We start from the raw sequence: 15,904 nt of genomic DNA, 5'->3' as shown, positions 1-15,904 counted from the left end.
GAGTGAGCACCACCACTGGGCCGGACAAGAAGCCCGCACGACGCGTCCGGGTGATCGAGATCCTCGACGACGAGGAGCTCGACGAGACGACCGCGGAACGGGCCGAGGGCGCCGAGGACCCCAAGGGCTCTGAGGATTCCGGGAAGAAGGACGAAGCGGCGGTCACCCTCCTCAAGGCCGAGGACGGCGTCGGGGCGGAAGGCGAGCCGGAGCCGGCGGCGAAGCCGGTCCGGGAGAAGCCCGCGAAGGCGAGGCTTCCGGCGGTGCCGTCCGCCGGGGGCGGCAGGACCACCACCCTGCTGACGGCCGCGGTCGTCGTCCTGGCGCTGCTCGCCGGGTTCGCCCTGTTCCAGTGGCGGTCGGCGGCCGGCGCCGCGGGAGAGCGCAAGGAGCTCATCGCCCGCATCACGGCCTTCGGCAACGTGATGGCCACCTACTCGTATGACGACGTCGAGAGCGCCAACAAGAAGGCGATGACCTATCTGGTCGGCGACGCGCTCGAGGAGCGCAAGAAGGTGGACCTGGGCGCCCTCCGCGAGCAGCTGAAGTCGCAGAAGACCAAGCTGGAGTCCACCACCTACGCCGTCTACGTCGGTTCGGTCGACGGGAACCTGGCGAGCGCCGTCCTGGTGTTCGACCTGCGGGGCGAGTCCTCCGCGCTGAGCGAGCCCCAGACGATCAGCAAGAGCCACCTGACCCTCGGCCTGATCAAGCGGGACGGCGAGTGGATGATCAGCTCGATGGTCCCGGCGGGGAGCGAGAACGCCTCGAACGCGGCCACGGGCGCCGTTCCGAGCGGGGCTACCTCGCCCTCCCCGTCGGAGACGAAGAAGACGGAGAAGGACGAGAAGAACTGACGGCTTTCGATTCCGCTCGGCGAAACCCCCGGATACCTTCTTGTCCGGGGGTTTTTCCATAGGGCGGGACCCGGGTGGACAGAAAGTGGGACCACGGTGGACGCCGACTCGGAGCGCATCCCGGACGAGCAGCTGGTCCGGGAGTTCGGGCTGTTGCTGAGCGCGACGACCCGCCTGGAACGCATCGTGGGCCGGGCGCTGGAGCGGCGCGTGGGCGTCACCCACGTCATGTTCGAGGTGCTGCTGCGGCTGAACGACGGCTGCCGGTCGATGAGCCATCTGGCCCAGGAGATGATCCTCACCAGTGGCGGCATGACCCGCCTGGCCAACCGGATGGAGAAGGCCGGGCTGCTCGTCCGCGAGACCTCTCCCACCGACCGCAGGGTCCAGCACGCCTCCCTCACCGACCGCGGGCGCGAGACGCTGCACCGCGCCATGCTCGTGCACAGCGAGGTGCTGCGGGAGTTCTTCTCCGGGCCGCTCAGCGACGGGCAGCGGGCCGTGCTGAAGGACTCCCTGCTCCTGCTGGAGGCCAGGGGCCGCAGGGAACTGCCCTCCCTGGGGTAGGCGTCAGGAGATCCCCCACAGCAGGAGGGACTGCCCGCTGCCGCCGGTGGCCAGCAGGGAGCCGTCGGGGCTGAAGGCCAGGGCCTCGACCGAGCCGTCGCGGGTGTTCAGGGAGTGCTCCAGCGGGGTGCGGGTCGCCATGTCCCACAGCAGGACCGTTCCCGCCTCGCCGCCTCCGGCCAGGAGCCGCCCGTCGGGGCTGAACGCCAGGGACAGGAGCCAGCCGTCGTGGTCGCGCAGCGGCCTGCCGACGGACGCGAGGGTCGAGGCGTCCCACAGCCGGACGGTCCGGTCGCTGCCGCAGCCGGCGAGCAGCCGCCCGTCGGGGCTGAACGCCACGCAGGCGACCGAGCCCTCGTGGTCGTGGAGGGGGAGGCCGAAGGGGGCGTGGGCGGTCATGTCCCACAGCCGGATGACGCCCTCGCTGCTGCCCGCGGCCAGGAGCCGTCCGTCGGGGCTGAACGCCACCGACAGGACCCAGCCGGAGTGCCGGAACACCGAGACGGGGGTGGGGCTGGTCAGGTCCCACACGCGGACGGTCCCGTCGGTGCCGCCGCTGGCCAGCAGCCGCCCGTCGGGGCTGAAGGCCACCGAGCGGATCGCATGGGTGTGGCCGCGGAGGGGATCGGCGGCGGGGGCGAGGGTCGAGGCGTCCCACAGGCGCACCGCGTCGTCGCCGCTGCTGGCCAGGAGCCGCCCGTCGGGGCTGAAGGCGACCGCGTCGATCACACCGGAGCGGCTGAAGACGGGAGGGGCGGCGGGGCCGCGGCGCTCCACGTCCCACAGGCACATCGTGCCGTCGCTGTCGCCGCTGGCCAGCAGCCGCCCGTTCGGACTGAACGCCACGGCCCGGATCCCGTTGGTGTGGCCTTCCAGCGGAGGCCCGGACGGCTCGGGGGCCAGGACGCAGTGGGCGGTGGGGGCGACGGAGGCCGCGGAGGGGGCGCGGAACACGGTCGGAGAAGAGGCGGGGGAGGGCGTGGCGCTCAGCAGCGCGGCGGCCTCCTGGGCGGTGGGGCGGGCGGCCGGGTCGGGGTTCATCAGGGCCTGCAGCACGGAGGCCAGCGGCCCGGCGTTGCGCGGCGGTTCGGGTTCGGCCCGGCTGATGGCGAAGAGCAGGGCCGCGGTGTTGGGGGCCTGGAAGGGGGCGCGGCCCTCCACGGCGGTGTAGAGGGTGGCGCCCAGCGACCACAGGTCGGAGGCGGGGGTGGCGCCCTCGCCCCTGATCTGCTCGGGCGCGAGGTAGGCGGGGGTGCCCACGATCATGCCGGTGGCGGTCAGCACGGCGGAGGCGTCATCGAGGGTGGCGATGCCGAAGTCGGTGAGGATCGCCTGGCCCTCGTCCAGGAGGATGTTGCCGGGCTTGATGTCGCGGTGGACGACGCCCTCGCGGTGCGCGACGGCCAGGGCCCCGGCGACGTGCGCGCCGATCCGGCCCGCCTCCTCGGGGGAGACGGGCCCGGCGGACTCCAGCACCCCGGCCAGGGACGGGCCGGGCACCAGGTCCATGACGATCCAGGGGAGGTCCTCCTCGTCCCGGAACTGGTCGTAGACCGTGATGATGCCGGGGTGGCGCAGCCTTCCGGCGGCGCGGGCCTCGCGTTCCATGCGGGCGACCAGCACCCCGCGCTGGTGCGCGGCGGCGGCGGGCAGGCGAAGCTGCTTCAGCGCCACGTCACGGCGCATGTACTCGTCGTGGGCGCGCCATGCGGCTCCCATGCTTCCTTCGCCCAGCAGGGCCAGAAGTCGATAGCGTCCCGCGATCAGACGGGCCTTCCCATGCTCCACACCAGTACATAAGCACATGAAGGGGGACTCTGTGGTCGTTGCGGTCCCTCAACGGCTGTAGAACTCCACGACCTGCTGCTCGTCGCAGACGACCGGGATCTCCCGCCGCTCGGGCAGCCGCTCCAGCCGGGCGAGCAGCGCCTCGGTCCGCACGTCCAGATAGGGCGCCGGAACCGCGGGGGTGTAGCCGCCCTGCGCGGCGGTCTGGAAGGGGAGCAGCGCGCGGCTCTTCTCGGCGACGGAGATGAAGTCGCCCGGCCGCAGCCGGTAGGAGGGGCGGTCCACGCGCCTGCCGTTGACCAGGATGTGGCGGTGCACGACGAACTGGCGGGCCTGGTAGATGGTCCGGGCGAAGCCGGCGCGCAGCACCAGGGCGTCCAGTCGCCGCTCGAGGTCGACCAGCAGTGCCTCGCCGGTCTTGCCGTCCACCTTGCGCGCCCGGTCGAAGGCCAGGCGGAGCTGCGCCTCGCGGATGTTGTACTGCGCGCGCAGGCGCTGCTTCTCCAGGAGTTGCGCCTTGTAGGGGGAGTCCTTCTTGCGGCCCCGGCCGTGCACGCCCGGAGGGTAGGGGCGGGCCTCGAAGTACTTCACGCACTTGGGCGTGAGCGGGATGCCGAGCGCGCGGGAGAGCTTCGCCTTCGGCCGGGGGTTGTTCATGTCGCTCCTTTGTGATGAGGTATGCCTAAGTAAGGCTAGCCTAACCTAATTCACTCCCGTCCTGTCCTGCCTCAGAAGGAGCCGATGGTGACCCGCAGACCTGGACCCGCGGAGCGGGCACGCACCCTCGCCTACGGCGTCGCCGGCGGCTCGCTGACCGCACTCGACCTGCCCGAGGAGCTCGTCGCCGCGCACGCGACGGGCCCCGACGGCTCCCCGCTGCTGCTCATGCCCCGCTCCTCCCAGGTGGTGCGGAGCCTGGAGCACGCCCGCGACCTGCCCGTCACCCTGCAGATCACGGACCTGGCGCCGACGCCGCTGCCCGACCGGATGCGCGGCACGGCCTGGCTGCACGGCTGGGTGACCGAGGTCCCGGTGGAGTCCCGGCGCGAGGCCGCCGTCCGCATCTCCCGCCTGCACCCCCGCCCCGACCTGCTCGACATCGGGGTGCGCGTCCCCGTGTCGGGAGAGGAACCGGAGTGGACGATCCTGTCCCTGGAGGTCGCCGAAGTGCACTTGGAGGACATGTGGGGCGAATCCATCATCGAACCGGAGGACTACGCGGAGGCGTCCCCCGACCCGTTCGTCGCGATGGAGCCCGGCCTCGTCTCCCACCTGGACTCCCACCACCGGGACGAACTCCAGTCGCTGCTCCGGCACCGGCTCGGCGACATCACCCCCATGCCCTCCGTCCGGGCCGTGGGCCTGGACCGCTTCGGCCTGCGGGTCCGCTGCTCGGCTCCCGGCGCCTCCACCCCTCCGCCCTTCGACCTGCGCTTCGGCTTCCCCGAAGCCGCGACGGACATGGCCTCGCTCCGCCGCGCCTACCACCGCCTCTTCCACACGGCCCGCCACCCCGCCGCCTGACCCCGCCCGGCCGGGCGGGGAACCGCTTCTCCTCAGCCTCGGAGACGGTCTTCGACGGCCTCGACGAGGCCCGCGATGACGCCTTCGGGGGAGGGGCTGTAGTGGGGGACGGCCCAGCGGGTGATGTGGGCGTCGATGACGGTGGGACGGCCCGAGGACAGGGCGGAGCGGAAGGCGTCCTCGAACTCCTCCAGGGTGCGGACGCTGTGGCCGTCGGCGCCGCAGAGGCGGGCGTAGGCGGCGAAGTCGGGGTTCTGGAAGTCCGTCAGGGCCGACTTCCCGTAGGTGGAGAGCTGGTGGAGCTTGATGAGCTTGAACTCGCCGTCGTTGAAGACGACCCAGATGACGGGGATCCGGTGTTCGACGGCGGTCATCAGCTCGAAACCGGACATCGCGTAGCAGCCGTCGCCGCAGCCGACGACGACGGTCCGGTCCGGGTGGGCGATCTTAGCGCCGATGGCGCCGTTGACATGGCCGGCCATCGCGCCGAACGAGCCCGACTTGCGGAAGTTCTGGCCCTCCTCCAGCTCCACGTAGTAGCCGAGCCAGGGGGCGTGCGCGCCGGCGTCGGCCAGGAGGATCGCGCGGGGCGGCAGCATGCGGCCGATCGCCTGCGCCAGCTCGCCCGGATGGATCTGGCCGGTGAGGTGCACGATGCGCCGGGCCTCCCAGTCCCTGCCGCGGACCTCGGCGGGCGGGACCTCGCCGACCTTGCGCTCCAGCGCCTCGACGAGCGCCGCCACCGCCGGGCGGGCGTCGGACAGCAGGGCGTGGTCCGGCTTGTAGGCCTTGTGGAACTCGGTCTCCGAGATGTTGATGTGGATGAGCAGCTTGCCGTCGAAGAGGTCCTCGCGGTAGTCGAACGTGGCGTGCTGGTTGAGCGAGTTGCCGACGCACAGCACGACGTCGGCATCCCGGAAGGCCTTCCACGCGCTCGCGTGGCCGCTGTCGGCGAAGACGCCCAGCGACAGCGGATGCCCCTCCGAGATGATGCCCTTGCCGTCCAGGGTGGTCAGCAGCGGGAACTGGAAACGTTCGACCAGCCGCTTCACCTCGGCGCCGGCCCCGCTGCGGACGGCGCCGAACCCGGCGAGGACCACGACGCGCTCGCGCCGGGCCACGGCCTGGGCCAGCACGGTGGCGATCTCCTCCACCCGCACCGGGTCGGGCAGGACGGGCGCGACGTCGAGCCGGACGGGCCGGATGCCGGAGACCTCCACGCCCCGCTCGCTCAGATCCCCCGGGACATGGATGTGCACCGGTCCCGGCCGCCCCTCGAACGCGATGTTGACGGCCTCCTCGAGCACGTCGAAGGTGTCCGCGGCGTCGCCGAGCAGGTAGGACTTCTTGGTCGTCGCCGCGAACATCGCCTGCGAGTCGGGTGTCCCGCTCATTCCCGACGTCTCGTTCAGCGAGCCCCACCCCTGCCACCTCCGGTTGGCGTACCCCGACACGGCGAGGACGGGAGTGGAGTCGGCCAGCGCCATGGCCAGGCCGGAGAACAGGTTGAACGCCCCGGGCCCCGACGTGGCGAAGCAGAATCCCAGGTTCCCGCTGTACATCGCGTACCCGCACGCCATGAACGAGGCGGCCTGCTCGTGCCTGGTGATGACCGGCCGGATCCGCTCGGAGTCCTCGAGCGCCAGCATCAGCCCGGAGGCGTTCTCCCCCGCCCCGCCGAAGGCGGCTCCCACTCCGATGTCCTCGAGCCCCTTGACGATGGCCTCGTAAACCTTCATGGCGCTGCTCTCCGTTCCGGTGACGGTCAAATGGCGTGCCACTGGGCGGCGTGGCGTTCGTGGGCGTCGGTCATGCCGCTGGTGAAGAAGCGCTCGTAGTACTCCGTCTCGACGTGGTGGGTCTGGAGCCAGACTCCGGGGACGTGGACGGCCTCGGTGTGGGCCGGGAAGCGGCCGTGGGTCTGGTGGATGTAGACGCAGACGTCTTTCGCGCAGGCGATGACGCGGGGGTCGTACTCGCTGGCCTCGGCCAGGTAGCGCCGCCCGTAGTCGCCCTTGTAGATGCGGGAGAAGACCTCGGGATCGGAGTAGACGCCGCCGGGACCGAACTTCTCGCGTACGACGGCGTCCACGGCCTCGGCCATGGACGGGTGGTTGGGCGGGCAGGCGGCCTTGATGAGGTGTTCGCCGCGGAAGCGGAGCCCGACCGGGTGGGAGCGCAGCGAGGCGTACTTCGGCAGCGGGACGTGCCAGCGCAGGAGGTCCGCCGGCCGCCAGCGCGGGGTGACGAAGTCGAAACCCAGCATGCGGCCGTACTTCCGGGAGAACCTGGGATCCCCCAGCATGATCAGCGGATGGATCGTGGCGTGGATCCAGGCGCCCAGGCCCATCGCGTCGGCCGCCAGCATGAGGTTCTGCAGCAGCAGGTCGGCCTCGATCTGGGTGCGCATCGCGCCGAGCGCCCCGAGCGGGACCTTGATGTCCTGGTTCAGGAAGCCGTTCCGGATCCATTTGCGCACCCCGGCGGGGCGGTAGAGGTTCCGGTCGTCGACGAAGACGGGCCGGGCGCCGTCCGGCTGGGTCAGCAGGTACATCAGCGCGTTGATGTACTGGTGCGACAGGTCCACGACCGGCAGGAAGACCGTGCTGCCCGGAAGGTTGGACAGGAACCGGTTGGAGTCCAGGTAGGCGGGGAAGTCCCGCATGCCCTCGGGGACGTCCAGCCGGCGGTCCAGGATCTTCACCTTGGCCTGCCGCGCCCGTTCCAGCAGGGTGTCGGCGGTGAACGGCAGGTCCGGCGCGGGCGGAAGCTTCCGCAGGTAGTAGGTGCCCGCGTCGTTGATCATGAAGAAGTGGGTGCCCTGCGCGTTGTCGGGGCTGCCCGCGGTCCGCCCCGCCATGGTGAGGTTGGGCTTGGCCATGATCGGCTTGCCGTCGCGCGGGTCCTGGAACGGCCGGTCCGGCATGGTCAGCCCGGAGCAGCCGGTGAGCGCGATGAGCACCGCCTCCTCCAGGTCGTCCAGCGGCATCGGCCGGTGCGGCGAGCGGTAGCCCATCGAGCCCGCCGGGACGTTCGCGCCCCGGCTCACCCGGTGGGTGCGCCGCTTCCAGATGCTCTCCAGCAGCGGCCGGGACAGGAGTTCCTCCAGTCCCCGATGCCGGATCTCCCACTTCACGGACATGCTCACCCTCCAGTTCAGGAGAACTTGGGACCGCCGGCCGCGGGCTCCTCGGGCAGCGTCGGCCGCCAGGGCGCGAAGGCGCTCGCCTCCCTGGGCAGGAAGGACGCCAGTTCCGGGCAGTGCCGGAGCAGCACGCTCTTCATGCCGTTGCGGTCGATCCAGTCCATGCCGAGCGGCGTGTAGATCTCGGGCCTGAAGTCGACGGTCAGGAACCGGTCGCTCTGGAGCCGCCGGGTGGCCATGAGGAGGAAGACGCGGAAGGCCGTGTCGCTGAAGCCGAACCCCTCCGGGGGGTTCTCGGCGAACATGCCGACCATCGTGTCGATCTCGTCGACCCTCCGGTAGACGTCCTTGAGCCGCGCCACCGTCTCCGGGTCGGAGCTGAGGTCCTCGAACCGGCGGATGCGCGGCTTGTTCAGGCCGGAGAGGAAGTCGTTGTAGCGGGGCACGCCGCGCCGGCGGGTGCGCACGAGGTCGACCACCGACAGGTCGATGATCTCCCCGTCCCGCTCCAGCCGCTGCAGCGACCTCGGGTAGTTGTACAAGGTGATCGCGCCCGGATGGGCGATGCCGAACGAGTAGAGCGCGCTCGCCAGGCCCGTCTGGCGCAGGAGGGTCTCCGAGGCGGCGCCCTGCAGGTCGTCGAACCCCACGGATCCCAGGGGCCGTCCGGAGCGGTGGTCGGCGAACTCGTAGTCGTCGGGGATCAGCGGGTGCATCCGGTAGACGGTGACGAACTCCTCGGTGAGCGAGTACGGCACGCCGTGGTGGTCGGGCAGCGTCCCGGGGATGCCGGTGAGCGCGTGCTGGTCGGCCAGCCACAGGCCCAGCCGGGTCAGCCAGTTGCGGGGCGGCCCCTGCCAGTTGGCGTGCATGCCGATGTCGAGCATCTCGGTGGCGAGGATCGCCGGGGTCCACTCCACGGTGTGGATCTTGGCGATGAGCGCGGAGATGATGAGCCTCGCCGTGTGGTAGACCCGCTCCTCGTCCATGCGCGGGTACTCGGCGCGCAGCGCCTCGCACACCGTGTTGTGCTCGCGGGCGAAGAGCGTGTGCATGAGGCTGACGCCCAGCCACCAGTTCTCCCGGAAGCCGGTGAGCGGAACGCCGTCGGGGCCGACCGGCAAGTGGCCCTCCTCCAGGTGCAGGTCTGCGCCGCCGTCGGGCTCGCGCAGGGACCTGGCGACGGTCTCGTCGGCTCCGTAGACCTCCGAGCCGTCCCACCAGTGGGAGGCGGTGTTGGCGAACAGGATCGGCGGGTCGCCGGCGGCGGTGGTGACGCCGTGGTTCTCGGCGAAGCGCATCACCCGCTCGGGACGCCCTCCCGGGACGTTGGCCCACGTCATGCCGGGCGGCATCGGGACCTCGACGCTCTTGGTGCCGACGGGGTAGCGCTGGTGGTTGACCCAGTCGTGCACCTGGAACTGGATCCATGAGGCGGCCAGCAGGTTGAGGGTGCGGGCCGGGATGAACTCCCGGCGCTGCAGCAGCTGCCTGCTGACGGTCACGGGGTTGGGGACGTTGGCCAGCTCGGGCCGGTAGACGGGACGCATGTTGCGTCCGAAGGCCGTGCCGAGGGAGCCCATCACCGGTTCGGACAGGTCGTTGTAGGTGCCGTCGAAGCTGCGCCGCACGAGCAGTTCTTCGTCGATGAGCGGGGGCATCAGGCGGGGCGTCGGCGGTGCCTCGCGGACCTCGGTGTCGATGAGGTTGCGGCGGCGCATCCGCTCCCGGAAGGCGACGAGATTGAGCAGACCCAGCCGGGTGGGCAGCCGGTGCCACGGGACGAACCTGTTGACGGCGCGGAACTTCAGGCTCACGGCCTTGACGACGAGGACGTTGCGCCGGGGGACGGGGGTGATGAAGCGGTAGCCCCGCCGGTGGGCGCTGCCGGCCTCGTACACGGCCTTGCGGGCGCGGTTGATGTTGCCGAGGGGACGGAAGTCGGCCGTGGTGTTCCACGGGTCGAAGGCGAGCTTGTCGACGCGCAGGGCGGCGGCTCGGGCCATGGCGGTGCCGGTGTTCTGGCGCGGGATGGTCAGCGTCGCGACCGGGATGGAAGGCGCGTGCTTCTCCTTCCAGGCGGCGGCCCCGTTCTCGACGGGCGTGTGCCTGGGGTCCCGGTACCGCTGGACGCACAGTTCGAAGACGACGTCCCCCCTGGACAGGCGTGCGGCCATCTCGTGGCTCAGGTAGTCGGGGTCGCTCTTGGACGGGGGAGGCGCCTGGGCCGTGCCCGGCGCGGGCCGCAGGTGGAAGCGCACCGGCCCGGCCTCGCCCCAGAGCATCGCGCCGCGGCTCCAGTACTTCTCCAGCGCCAGGCTGCGCACCTCGCGGCGGGTGCCCGCCCTGATGTTGCGCCGCATCCGCGCGGCGGTGGACCAGCCGACCTTCCGGGGAAGCTTGACGAACAGCCCGAACGCCTTGCGCGGGGTGGTGTCGGCGCCCGCCATGGCCTGGGCGAACGCCACGAACTCGACGGCGTTCTTGGCATGGGAGACCGGGTGGTTGGTCATGAGGAGGTCGTGGGTCTCCTCCCGGCCCGCCTGGACCCGCAGGGCCACACCGCGCAGGTCGGGTTCGGAGTCCGGCTGGCGGAGCCCGCTGGCGTTGGAGAACCGCGCGATGACCGGGTAGTCGGCGCCGGGCTGGGCGAAGCCGACCCGCAACTCCTCGGGAAGGTCGGGACGGAAGCGCAGCCTGGCGTTCTCCACGCCGAGGAGCCCCTTGGCATGGAAGGCCCGGTCGACGGAACGCGCGCCGCTCCGCTTCTTGACCTTCAGCTGGACCATCATGAGGTCGCGCGCGAGCCGCTCGAAGAGCCTGCGCTCGAACTCGGGGCTGCCGCCCGCGTAACGCTCGTACCGCTCCGCGGCCCTGGGCGCGGCGGGCGCCGTGGTCGTCTCGCGGGCAGGGCGCACCCGCTGTTCGGTCTCGTGCATCGACTCTCCTACCGGTGCCACCCGTTGTCTCTGGAGACCCGGCGATCGCCGGGTGGAACGCCAGATAGAAGAATTCCCGCCCGTTCTTCCAGCACCCTGGGGAAAGAACAAAATCTAGGAAGAGACCGGGCAATCGGGAGAAGCGTGTTTTTAAGGAGTCGTGTACCGGGATCTGGATTCGCCGGGGAATCAGTCGCCGTATTCGTTCTGCACGCCTTCGGGGGTGAGTGCCGTGACGTAGTGGCGGGGAAAGTGGTCGTCGATCGAATAGACGGCGGGCAGGGCACGGGTCCAGCGGAACTTGCCCGCGACGAACGCCACGCCGGCCAGTGCGATGGCGGGAAGGCCCCACGCCTGGCCTGTGGGGACGGTGTTCTCCCGCCACGCTCCCGGCGGAGGGCCGCACTCGCCGCCGACCGGGGCCGTCGGCCCCGGCAGCAGGTGGCGGAGGCGAGGTATGCGGTACTCGTACTCCCGCCCGAAGTGGCGGTAGTCCCCTGAAGCCGAGGGCGGGAGCCGGGGAACGATGTCGCGGTCGTGGATATAGCGGATGACGCGCTTTCGGAGGAAGTCGTTCTGCTGGCACTTCCCGGCGAATCCCGGATCACCGATCATCGGCTGCCCGAAGGTGTAGACGGCCTTGAGCCGCTTGAAGAGCGCCGTACGGTAATTCTCCTCATGCCTGATCATGACCCCCATCAGCCCGGCCATGGCCCCGCCCAGACTGTGGCCGGTGATGTAGAGCGCCTCCAGGTGCTGCATGTTCTTCAGGGTGTTCATGACCTCATAGCGTGTGGCCCGCGTGTTCCGGTAGAACCCCCCGTGCACCGTGTTGCACGGATCCCCGAACTGGTAGCTCGTCCGTTCGGGCTCGAAGTCGAGGTTCACCATCCAGTTGATGAGGTTCGCCGGCTCCGTGCCCCGGTAGCACAGGATCGCGACCCGCCCGCTGTGGCTCTGCACGATGAACGCGGTCGAGCGGAGGAACATCGCGTCCACCGACATCGCGACCATCCGGCACTTGTTGTCCCTCAGCCCCAGCCTTGCCATGATCATCGAAACCGTGTCGGGCCCCGCGTACGCGTAGGCCGAGCAGACGGCCATGACATGGGCGACCACCGGATCCGGATGGCTCTCGGTGAAGCGCAGCCGCTCCTCCAGCCTCTTGTACACCGGGAAGCCCGGTGTCTCCCATGACCCGAAGGGCCGCATCTCCGGGTAGCCCGGAGCCTGCGCCTCCCACCCGTGAAGTTCCCCCACCCTCGACACCTCCGACCCTCATCCTCCCCCGCTCACCTGGGAGAACACCGGACCGACCCGCCCGGCCCGGACATGGGTGCCGCGCATTTCCCGGAAGGGCGAGCACCGAGGAGACCTCCGCAGGGGCGATCGTCCGATCGGCTCCGGTGTTCGGCCACGAGCCGTTGGAGCCCCGCGCCCTCCGGCCCGATGCTCCCCTCACGTCGAGGTGTCGGCTGACATCTTTTGGGATGAGGTGGCTCAGGTAATTTGCCTAGGTGCCTACTTTCCTTGGCTATTTTCCGCTGGTCTTCGTCGTCATCGGATTCGCCGTCGTGGTGGCCGCGGTGCGCGGGGAGATACGGGACCGTGCTTGGAGGAGGAGGGCTCAGCGGGTCCCCGGCACCGTCACCGACGTCCAGAACCGGTTCTCCGGTTCGGGCCGGCACCTGCGGGCGAGCCCGCGGCCGGTCCTGACCTTCACCACGCTGGAAGGCCGCCAGGTCACCGCGGAATCGAGGCAGACGTCCGGCCACGGAGTCGGCAAGGAGGTCGAGGTTCTCTACGACCCGGCCGATCCGACCGCTGCGGAGATCGACGGAGGATCGTCCCCCCTGTCCGGGCTCGGTTCGGTGGCCGTCGGACTGGTCATCGCCGCCATCGGCTTCGGGATCTTCGTGGAATTCGCCGACTTCGCGGACCCGTGGCAGGACGACGGCGATTCCGGAACGGTGCGGTGTTCTGACGAGCAAGGCGAAGAGATCGACTGCCCACCCGACTTTCTCGAGGAGTAGGAGCGGCGGACGGACGACCGAGAGGCACGACTCCCTAGGCGTCTTCCCGTAGTGAGGCGTCCTCCTCGATTCGCGCGTGCTCCCGCAGCTCCAGCTCGATGAAAGCGCCGATCATCGCCCGCCACACGGCCTCGGCGACCTCGGGGGAAAGGCCGGCCTCAGCGGCGCGGGCACGCACCGAGGAGATCACCCGTTCCACGCGGTCGGGGGCGCGGACGGCCTGCTCGTCCCGCTTGAAGGCGGCGGCCGCTCGTACGAGCCCCTGGCGGTCGGCCAGCAGCCGGACGAGTTCGGCGTCGATGCCGTCGATGCGGGAGCGGACTTCGGAAAGAGACGTCGGTTCGGTCATCGGGTTTGCGGCGTGGAGGCCCCGGCCTTCAGGCGGGGGAGGAAACGCCGCTCCCTCCCTTCACTGTGCGTGTTCTCATCGGTTCTCTTGGTAAAGTGCGGGGCATGGGGCGGCAGGTGAAGCGGGCGTATCGGTACCGCTTCTATCCGACGGAGGCGCAGGCGGCGGAGCTGTCGCGCACGTTCGGCTGTGTCCGTCTGGTCTACAACCGGGCGCTGGAGGAACGCACCCGCGCCTACCGCAACGAGGGCCGCCGGGTCTCCTACGTGGAGTCCTCGGCGATGCTCACCCGGTGGAAGCGCACCGAGGAGCTCGCCTTCCTGGGCGAGGTGTCGTCGGTGCCGCTGCAGCAGGCGTTGCGGCATCTGCAGGCCGGGTTCGTGAACTTCTGGGACAAGCGAGCGAAGTACCCGACGTTCAAGTCCAAGAAGAGGTCCCGCGCGTCCGCCGAGTACACCCGCTCCGCCTTCACGTTCCGCGACGGGCGGCTGACCCTGGCGAAGATGGACGGCCCGCTGGACATCGTGTGGTCGCGTCCTCTTCCCGAGGGTGCGAAGCCGTCCACGGTGACGGTGTCGCGGGACGCGGCCGGGCGCTGGTTCGTGTCCCTGCTGTGCGAGGACCGCATCGCCCGCCTCGGCCCCGTGGAGCAGTCGGTGGGCGTGGACGCCGGGATCACGTCCCTGGTGGTGCTCTCCACCGGGGAGAAGGTCACCAATCCCCGGCATGAGCGCCGGGACCGCCGCCGGCTGGCCCGGGCCCAGCGGGAGTTGTCCCGCAAGGCCAAGGGCAGCCGGAACCGGGAGAAGGCCCGCCTGCGGGTCGCCCGCGTCCACGCCCGGATCACCGACCGCAGGCGGGATTTCCTGCACAAGCTGAGCACTCGGCTCGTCCGTGAGAACCAAACGGTCGTGATCGAGGACCTCACCGTCCGCAACCTGGTCAAGAACCACGCGCTGGCCCGCGCGATCTCGGACGCGGCGTGGCGGGAGCTGCGGGGCATGCTGGAGTACAAGGCCGACTGGTACGGGCGCACCCTGATCGTGGTGGACCGCTGGTTCCCCTCCTCCCAGCTGTGCTCCGCCTGTGGCCACCGGGCGGCGAAGATGCCGCTGAACGTTCGGGAGTGGACCTGCACCCGGTGCGGGGCCTGCCACGACCGGGACGTCAACGCGGCCAGGAACCTTCTCGCCGCCGGGCTGGCGGAGAGCTGAAACGCCTGTGGAGCCGGTGTAAGACCTCAAGGGCGCAAACCCGGCGGGCAACCGGCGGCGAAGCAGGAACACCGACCCGCGAGGGAAGGAATCCCCGCCCTTCAGGGCAGTGGAGGAAGCCAAGCCGAGAGGATGGCACGCCCGCGCAAGCGAATTTCCGGCATCGCTAATGGGCGTCATCGCCGCCACCTCCCTTGTAGGAAGGACTCTGTGAGGGATTGCGGCTGAGGCGTCCCGCGTCGGGCCGCCTCAGCCGGGGATCAAGGGGTCTTGATCTCGTGGAGAAGGCGACCGAAAGCCCGGGGGCTCACGGTCAGCGCGGGACGGTGGGTGTTCTTGCTGTCGCGAATGCCGACGACGCCGGGAAGGGCAGCGACCTCCACACACTGACCGGAGTCACCGCCGCTGTGGGTGCTCTTACGCCAGACGGCAGTGGTGAAGTCGGTGCTTCTCATAGAGCCTCCAAGAGATCACGGACCATTCGTTCGGAGTCTATGCCCGACAAGGCCTTATTGCGGATCATCTCGAACAGCACATCGAGATGCGCGACATGCCGCCGCGTCTCGATGAGATGTCCTTGGCCGCCCACGCTTTCCGCGTAGCCGATGGCCGGGCTCTCTGGAAAGTGCAGGATTTTGAAGGCGCCTTCAGGGCAGAGCCCGGAGTCCGCAGGAACGATGTGCAGGGCGATTCTGGGTTCCTGGGCGAGATGGAGAAGGTGGAGGTACTGCTTTGCCATCACCTCTTGGTCTCCGAACAGCCGACGGACGGCGAATTCGTCCAAAAGGGCGATGATCATGGGGGCTTCTTCTCTGCAGAGCAGTTCTTTCCGCTCCATTCGGGCGGCGACGAGGAACTCCAGCTTGTCCGGCCGTTCGGCGGCTTGGAGTACCGCCCGTGCGTACTCCTCGATCTGGAACAAGCCGGTGACGACGAAGTTCTCGTACAGCTTGATCGTGCTCGCTTCGCCCTCTGCATCAGTGAGTTCGGCGAACCCTACGGGGAGCCCCGTCTCCTCGATGATTCGAGGGTGAAGGGCCTCGAAGAACTGCGGTACCCCGAGAAACCGGTCCAAGGCCTTGGTGATGCTCAGGCTCGGCGTTCGGGTGCAGTTCTCGATGCTGCTGATCAGGCTGGGGGAGGCGTGCACCGCTTTGCCCAGACTCACCTGAGAGAGCTTCCGCTGCTCACGCAGCCGTTTGAGGTGAAAGGCGAAGAACGCCCGCGCTGATTCTTCGGGTGGAGGAGCAGCCATGGAACACCCTCCCCGACCTGACACATCGCGTTGTGTAGGCCGGACGGCGACTGTGGATTCAATTTCGTCGCCAAGCGTAGTCGCGTCGACACAAGATGGCCGGTGACTCAGTGCGTGTTTTAGAGCTGATCGTTGAGGTCTACCGGGTGTATTCCAGGGGCCTTGGTCCGGTGCGGGTGGCGGGGCGGCCGCGGGCGATGCGGCGGCTCATCTGGTCGATGGCGGCCCAGCGG

General features: G+C 69.8%; 13 protein-coding genes and 1 pseudogene. 5 read left to right on the top strand and 9 right to left on the bottom strand.

Features of this window, described 5'->3' with window-relative positions; translation table 11 throughout:
• The first annotated feature begins 2 nt into the window (after positions 1–2).
• Positions 3–857: a hypothetical protein gene (locus tag ABGB12_RS23825; protein WP_347681536.1), complete on the top strand. Its 855-nt coding sequence runs from the start codon at positions 3–5 to the stop codon at positions 855–857.
• A 96-nt stretch (positions 858–953) separates the two neighbouring features.
• The gene (locus tag ABGB12_RS23820) at positions 954–1,424 is read left to right on the top strand and encodes a MarR family transcriptional regulator (protein WP_347681534.1); all 471 of its coding nucleotides are present in this window, start codon (positions 954–956) and stop codon (positions 1,422–1,424) included.
• 3 nt (positions 1,425–1,427) lie between these two features.
• On the opposite strand, the gene ABGB12_RS23815 is transcribed toward ABGB12_RS23820, so the two are convergent.
• Positions 1,428–3,230, bottom strand: a complete 1,803-nt coding sequence (locus ABGB12_RS23815; RefSeq protein ID WP_347681532.1) for a serine/threonine-protein kinase — start codon at positions 3,228–3,230, stop codon at positions 1,428–1,430.
• 30 nt (positions 3,231–3,260) lie between these two features.
• Positions 3,261–3,869: a 30S ribosomal protein S4 gene (gene rpsD / locus ABGB12_RS23810; RefSeq protein ID WP_347681530.1), complete on the bottom strand. Its 609-nt coding sequence runs from the start codon at positions 3,867–3,869 to the stop codon at positions 3,261–3,263.
• Between the two features lie 87 nt (positions 3,870–3,956).
• Here rpsD and ABGB12_RS23805 point away from each other — a divergent pair, with 87 nt between their 5' ends.
• Positions 3,957–4,736 carry a DUF2470 domain-containing protein gene (locus ABGB12_RS23805; protein ID WP_347681528.1) on the top strand — a complete coding sequence of 260 codons (780 nt, stop codon included), beginning with the start codon at positions 3,957–3,959 and terminating at the stop codon, positions 4,734–4,736.
• A gap of 32 nt (positions 4,737–4,768) precedes the next feature.
• Here the strand turns inward: ABGB12_RS23805 and ABGB12_RS23800 are convergent, their stop codons facing one another.
• The 4 genes from ABGB12_RS23800 to ABGB12_RS23785 form a co-directional block, all read right to left on the bottom strand.
• A complete protein-coding gene (locus ABGB12_RS23800; RefSeq protein ID WP_347681526.1) occupies positions 4,769–6,475 on the bottom strand; it encodes a thiamine pyrophosphate-binding protein in 1,707 nt (568 codons plus the stop codon).
• Between the two features lie 26 nt (positions 6,476–6,501).
• Positions 6,502–7,878: a hypothetical protein gene (locus tag ABGB12_RS23795; protein ID WP_347681524.1), complete on the bottom strand. Its 1,377-nt coding sequence runs from the start codon at positions 7,876–7,878 to the stop codon at positions 6,502–6,504.
• Between the two features lie 14 nt (positions 7,879–7,892).
• Complete coding sequence (locus ABGB12_RS23790) at positions 7,893–10,820, bottom strand: peroxidase family protein (protein WP_347681522.1); 2,928 nt, start codon at positions 10,818–10,820, stop codon at positions 7,893–7,895.
• Between the two features lie 189 nt (positions 10,821–11,009).
• Positions 11,010–12,080, bottom strand: coding sequence for a lipase family protein (locus ABGB12_RS23785; protein WP_347681520.1), 1,071 nt, complete (start codon positions 12,078–12,080; stop codon positions 11,010–11,012).
• A gap of 257 nt (positions 12,081–12,337) precedes the next feature.
• Here ABGB12_RS23785 and ABGB12_RS23780 point away from each other — a divergent pair, with 257 nt between their 5' ends.
• On the top strand, positions 12,338–12,853 hold the full coding sequence (locus ABGB12_RS23780) for a DUF3592 domain-containing protein (protein WP_347681518.1): 516 nt from the start codon (positions 12,338–12,340) through the stop codon (positions 12,851–12,853).
• A 34-nt stretch (positions 12,854–12,887) separates the two neighbouring features.
• On the opposite strand, the gene ABGB12_RS23775 is transcribed toward ABGB12_RS23780, so the two are convergent.
• On the bottom strand, positions 12,888–13,202 hold the full coding sequence (locus ABGB12_RS23775) for a chorismate mutase (protein WP_347681516.1): 315 nt from the start codon (positions 13,200–13,202) through the stop codon (positions 12,888–12,890).
• A gap of 104 nt (positions 13,203–13,306) precedes the next feature.
• Between ABGB12_RS23775 and ABGB12_RS23770 the strand changes: the two are divergent.
• Positions 13,307–14,485, top strand: a pseudogene (locus ABGB12_RS23770) (RNA-guided endonuclease TnpB family protein); the annotation flags it as partial.
• Positions 14,486–14,676: 191 nt separating this feature from the next.
• Here ABGB12_RS23770 and ABGB12_RS23765 read toward each other — a convergent pair.
• Together ABGB12_RS23765 and ABGB12_RS23760 are read right to left on the bottom strand one after the other, a co-directional pair.
• Entirely contained in the window at positions 14,677–14,871 is a 195-nt protein-coding gene (locus ABGB12_RS23765) for a DUF397 domain-containing protein (protein WP_347681514.1), read from the bottom strand.
• On the bottom strand, positions 14,868–15,671 hold the full coding sequence (locus ABGB12_RS23760; RefSeq protein ID WP_347681512.1) for a helix-turn-helix transcriptional regulator: 804 nt from the start codon (positions 15,669–15,671) through the stop codon (positions 14,868–14,870). The genes ABGB12_RS23765 and ABGB12_RS23760 overlap by 4 nt, the downstream gene beginning before the upstream one ends.
• Between the last annotated feature and the right edge of the window lie 233 nt (positions 15,672–15,904).

This window comes from Actinocorallia sp. B10E7 (genome assembly GCF_039871655.1).
GTDB lineage: Bacteria > Actinomycetota > Actinomycetes > Streptosporangiales > Streptosporangiaceae > Actinocorallia.
The sequence above is the reverse complement of the archived record's forward strand: the minus strand, read 5'-3'. Positions and strand labels throughout refer to the sequence as shown.